Source organism: Chitinophaga sp. (genome assembly GCF_036566945.1).
Lineage (GTDB): Bacteria > Bacteroidota > Bacteroidia > Chitinophagales > Chitinophagaceae > Chitinophaga.
In genome coordinates, this window is record NZ_DATCVJ010001003.1 from 1 (window position 1) to 5,878 (window position 5,878).

The following is a 5,878-nucleotide window of genomic DNA, read 5'->3' on the forward strand; positions in this document are numbered from 1 at the left end:
ATTTCATTAACAGTGGTACACCCAACGTCAAATTCTATCTGAAATATTTCAAGACAGCTGATAAATACATTTTCATCGACGAAAACAACCAACAAATCATCTTCTAATCAGCCATTATATGAAATCTAATATTTGCTATCTTTTCATTTTGCTGACGGTGATTTTTACTGCATGTAAAAAAGATCTGGGCAACTATAATTACTCCCCTCCTACCGAACCGCTGGTAGATGGACTGGATGGATCTACCGTGGATGCCGTCGTAGGAGATTCGCTTATTGTAAGGCCCTACGTGTATTTAGCGGGCGCCGATCCTGCAAAGGACTTAACGTTTGACTGGGATATTATCGTAGCCGAAGAAGCCCGTGCCGACCATTATACCGGTTATCCGCTGAAGATGGTGTATAACCTGAAACCAATGCTACGCAGTGCTAAACTCACCGTTACCGACAACAGAAATAGTCTCAAATACTTTTACTCTTTCAGTATCCGTGGCGGCACTAAATTCTCTATCGGCGCCGCGGTACTCAGCGTAGATCAGGGCATCACCAAATTGTCTTTTATCAGACCGGATAGTACGGTAAACAGTAATCTTTACTATGCTTTGCACAATGAAGACCTGCCTACACATCCTATTCAACTCTTCTCTAAGCCATTGGCCTACCAGGCTGGTACCACAGAAGATTACTGGGTTATTTGCCAGGACCCTGCCAAAGCCAGCGTGATCATTGATGGCAGCACCATGCTGCGGAAACATTATTTTAATGATCAGTTCTTTTCTCCCCCATCACCATTACTGACAGAAGCGTTTGAGGGTTCCACCGGCACGCCTACAGGCATCATCAATGGTAAGCTATACCTGAGCGTTACTTCTACCGCACCCTTTGCACCGGACTTTGGAAAGTTCTCCAGCATGCAAACCGGCGACTATTATCTTTCCCGGTTCTATACGCGTGCAGGTAACTTCTTCTTTGGATTTAATACCCTCGCTAACGCCTTTGTATCTTTCGACGGCGGTGGCAATTACATGGGATCCGACTATACCGTAACGGGTAATGCTTTTAATCCTAAAAACATAGGCGCCGGTGACCTGCTTTATATGCAGGCTATTCCGGGCATTACCTATGCATTCTTCAAAGGAGCAGATGGTAACGTTTACGAGTACACGTTTTCTATAGACATGGCCGACTATAGTCAACGGGCCATCAAACCTATCAGCAAGCGTATCTTTAAAGGCGCGGCTTTACTGGAAAAAGATACTAAGTGGGCTCGCTCTGCGGTGGATCTTTTCTACTTCACTTCTGCCGATAAAATCTATGCGTACAATCCAGTTAATGAAGACCTCTATCCACTGAGTGCCGACTTTGCCGGCAAAAAAGTCACCATGATCCAGCTAAATAAGGAAGGCACAAAGCTCACTGCCGGCATTGAAGGGAGTATACTCACCCTCGACGTGAGCGTTGGAAAAAATGGCGTTATCACCAACAGGGTGAATGGAATACCCGGCTCACCGGTAGATATTGTCATCAGAAAATAAAACAGCACTACATGAAGTTCAATCAATATATCCTCGGATTATGTCTGGCACTGACTTTTGGCGCCTGCAAAAAATCCAATGACAACAACGTTTCCGCAGACAAAGGGCCTAAACCCGATAGTATCTGGAAAGAACATTGGCTGGAGCATACGCAAACATTAACGCTGGCCTACTACGACCAGGAAGTGGTGGTATATAAAGATGCCGGCGTAGGTCCGGCTATTGCATGGCCTTACCAATTAATGTCTGACACCTGGAAGTATGCAAAAAAGGTATATGGCAAAATGGGAGATGACCCACGTTTGTACGTAGTACTGCATGGTGGCACCTATGGCAATGTAGGCCAGCCACAATATTATCCGGACGCGTCGGGCGAGCATCGCAACATCGTGGACTTCAGCGCCGGCAACTGGAACAACTTTGTATTTCCTGAGCCAGGTATGATCCATGAAGTATGTCATATTGTAGAAAGTGTAACCAACCAGGTGAAAGGATCTCCCGCGTTTGAAGTATGGGGCGATAGCAAATGGCAGGACATCTTTGTATATGATGTATACAAAAATCTGGGTATGAAGGATAAAGCCGCCGCCTGGTACAACTTCTATCTCGATGACGCCGTCACCTATCCCAGCAAAGGCAGTCATTGGTTCAGAGATTGGTGGATGCCCATCTACAGTAAATACGGCGAAGCACAGGTATTGAATAAATTTTTCGTACTGCTGTCTCAACATTTCCCTAAAGTACCATTGGGCAAGGAACAGGAATATTCCAGGAGAATGAACCTCGGCGAATACATTCATTTTATGAGTGGCGCCGCTGGCGTGAACCTGAAAGCACAGGCTACTATTGCCTTTGGATGGTCTGCCGAATGCGATCAGCAATTTAAGCAAGCCCGCCTGGATTTCCCCAACGTGAAATATACAGAGTAAGATCCTCTATTCATCTCAAAACCAGCACCCAAAATGAAGTCAGCATATATACTTCCTATTGCCTTTTTATTACTTGTTTCCTGTTCAAAAAAGGACACAGCAGATTTGTCTGTCAAAGACGCCAATCCTCCTTTAACACTAAAGGAGCACTGGTTCGATTACCAATCCGAATTGAAAAGAGTATACCTCGACGACCAGGTGGCCACTTACCTGGCGCCTGATATGGACACCACCCTATCTCTTACTTTTTATAACAATTTCTCCTCCCGGTTGTGGAAATACACCAAAGAGAAATATGGAGATTTTGGAGATGACCAACGTTTGCGGGTCACCATGCACGACGGGGAATACCTCAGTGGAGGTGGCTTCTATGGCACATTATCCACCTATCGGTCCAGTACCTGCGATTATAAAAACCTGGTGGTAGTCAGTTCTACGATGTGGAAAGATTCCGCGATTATGTCGGCCGTACTCGCGCATGAAGTAGGCCATATCGTGGAGTTTTCGAGCATGCAAAGGTCTGGCTCTCCCACTTTTAAACTATGGGGAGATAGTAAACTGATGGACCTCTTCATTTATGACGTATACCTGGGCCTGGGGCTGCAACAATTAGCCGATGATTCTTATAGTCAGTCAGTGGTAAGTGCAGTCGCCTATCCCCGACCAAACACCTACTGGTTCAGGGATTGGTGGTATCCGATTTACATGAAGTATGGAAAAACAGCCTTGCTTGTCAATTATTTTAAACTGCTGGCGGCTAATCTTTCGCATGAAAAAGATAAACAGGGTTTTGAAAATTATACCGAAGATGTAAACCTGGGCGAATTTATACATTTCATGAGCGGCGCTGCCGGCGCGGATTTGAAGGAACAGGCAAAAATTGCTTTTGGCTGGACCATGGAAACCGAACAACAGCTCATTAATGCGAAAGAAGATTATCCGAACGTAAAGTACTAAACACCGTTTTTCAACAACAAAAATTACTACATGAAAAAAATACTGACATTAGCCATCCTACTGGCGCCCATACTGGCCTCGGCCCAATCTGCGCCCTTTACCATCAGCGGTAAAATAGGGCAGCTGCAGGCGCCCGCAAAAGCATACATCGATTACATGGACAATGGCAACAGCGTAGAAGATTCTGCCATGCTGGTAAACGGCGCCTTTACTTTTACTGGTCATAGTAATGGCTACTCGTATGCACGCCTGGCCCTGTCGCATGATGGTGGCGGCAAACAAAAAGCCGTGTACACCGGTGATGTGATCTACTTTTATTTTGGTAAAGAAAAAGTGCTGATTACTTCGAAAGATTCTTTAGACAACGCGGTGTTCACCGGATCAAAAGTATATAACGAGTACGCAGCTTACAACAAGGTGATTGGTGGTAGCATCATGGCGCTTACAAAAGCTGCCAACAATGCTTTTGCTTCCTTAACCGCGGCGCAACAAAAGGATACCGTTTTCACCAACCGGGTGAACAACGACTACATGAGCAGCCGTCAAAAGAGAACGGAGCAACAAATAGCCTTCGCCAAAGCCCATCCGAACTCCTTTTTTGGGATGGCCGCCTTATCTGAAGCTGCTGGCGGCAAAGTAGATCTGCCTTTGATAGAGCCTATCTACAATGCCATGAATAAAAACCTGCAGGCGTCCGATGCCGGCAAAGAACTGGCCCAACGTATTGCTGCTGCCAAAAACATTAAAATTGGCGCCATGGCGCCGGCTTTCACGCAAAATGATGTAAACGGTAAAGCGGTACAACTCGCCGACCTGAAAGGAAAACCATTGCTGGTAGAATTCTGGGCCAGCTGGTGTGGTCCCTGCCGCGCAGAAAATCCGAATCTGATCAGTCAATACAAACGGTATAAAGACAAAGGCTTTCAAATCATCGCCATTTCCTTAGATGATCATAAAGATAAATGGTTGGAAGCTATTGCAAAAGACGGTATGCCCTGGATTCATGTTTCCGACCTGAAAGGATGGAATAATGAAGTGGGTCGCTTATATGGTATCAGAGCCGTACCCGCCAATTTCCTGTTAGATGGTGAAGGAAAAATTATCGCTGCTTCGCTGAGAGGAGAGGAACTGAATAAAAAGCTGGCGGAGGTTTTTAAAGACTAGTATATCCTGATACTATCCCTATATATTCCCGGTTGCGATCATGCAACCGGGATTTTTTTTGGTTAAGTGTCCCCTGTACACTATTATATTATCAACCTAATATGTTTATATTTATGCTAATGCCCGCAACACGTTATGCTGAAAAAAACTATACTGATTCCACTGTTACTGTCGTTACTGTTATATGCCAATGCCCAGGAGTTTTCCTCATTGAATGTAAACAACGGCCTTTCCAACAACCAGGTCAACTGCATCTTCAAAGATAGCCGTGGATTTATGTGGTTTGGCACCATGAGTGGACTTAACCGGTATGATGGCTTCACCTGCAGGATTTTCCGGCATAATGCTGCCGACCCCAATTCTATCTCCGACGACTATGTATCCGCTATTACAGCAGCTCCCGGCAACAGACTTTATGTCCGTACCCGCAACGGGGATGTACTCTATGACCCGGTGAAAGAACAGTTTTCAGATGCCGCCACCTGGCTGAAAAGCAAAGGGTTGCCGCTTACAGGTATCACCGCTACACAGCAGGCTGACCGCTCGTTCTGGGTAGGCTACGAAGACGGCAACATATACTGCATCAACGAAAAAAAGAACGGCGCCGTTACCCGCATCCTTCATCATGCCGGCGTGCCAGTAGCCGATATTACCAAAACGGCCGCCAACCGCCTTGGCATTCTTTACCTGAATGGTGAGTTAGATGTGTTGGACATTCATACAGGTCATTTAATCTCACACTCAAATACTATCACCCGTTTCATTGACAACAAGCCGATTGCGCTCCGTTTGTTTATTGATGCACAGCAAGATACGTGGGTATACATGCCCGGCAGCGATTTTGGTGTGATATATATGAATAGTAAGAATGGTACGATGCGGCGGTTATCTTCCAAAAACAGTTCGCTAAACAATGATATTGTTAACAGCATCGTGCAGGATGAAAAAGGACAGATCTGGATAGGTACCGACCATGGCGGCATCAATGTGCTGAACAAAGAAACCTTTACCTGTTATTACCTCCAGAAAAGAGAGGAAGATGCAAAAAGCGTGGCGGAAAACGCCATCTACGCTTTATACAAGGATGATCTGGGCATTATTTGGTGCGGCACCTATAAACGCGGCGTCAGCTATTATGCCGAGAACATGATGAAATTTGATCTCTACGCGCATAAATATGCAGATGCCAATAGCTTGAGTTATAATGATGTAAACTGTTTTGCGGAAGACAAAAAAGGTAACGTATGGATAGGCACCAATGGCGGCGGGCTCATTTACTTTGACCGGCAGGCAA

The 5,878-nt window shown here is 45.5% G+C and carries 5 protein-coding genes; all 5 read left to right on the forward strand.

Annotation, left to right across the window (positions count from 1 at the left end; all coding sequences use genetic code 11):
* Positions 1-118: 118 nt before the first annotated feature.
* Positions 119-1,534, forward strand: coding sequence for a PKD-like family lipoprotein (locus VIP81_RS29975; RefSeq protein WP_331970519.1), 1,416 nt, complete (start codon positions 119-121; stop codon positions 1,532-1,534).
* Positions 1,535-1,545: 11 nt separating this feature from the next.
* Positions 1,546-2,463, forward strand: coding sequence for a hypothetical protein (locus tag VIP81_RS29980; protein ID WP_331970522.1), 918 nt, complete (start codon positions 1,546-1,548; stop codon positions 2,461-2,463).
* Positions 2,464-2,496: 33 nt separating this feature from the next.
* Positions 2,497-3,420, forward strand: a complete 924-nt coding sequence (locus tag VIP81_RS29985; RefSeq protein ID WP_331970525.1) for a hypothetical protein — start codon at positions 2,497-2,499, stop codon at positions 3,418-3,420.
* A 30-nt stretch (positions 3,421-3,450) separates the two neighbouring features.
* A complete protein-coding gene (locus tag VIP81_RS29990) occupies positions 3,451-4,584 on the forward strand; it encodes a TlpA disulfide reductase family protein (protein WP_331970528.1) in 1,134 nt (377 codons plus the stop codon).
* Between the two features lie 135 nt (positions 4,585-4,719).
* On the forward strand, positions 4,720-5,878 hold a 1,159-nt coding region (locus VIP81_RS29995; protein WP_331970531.1), incomplete at its 3' end, for a ligand-binding sensor domain-containing protein.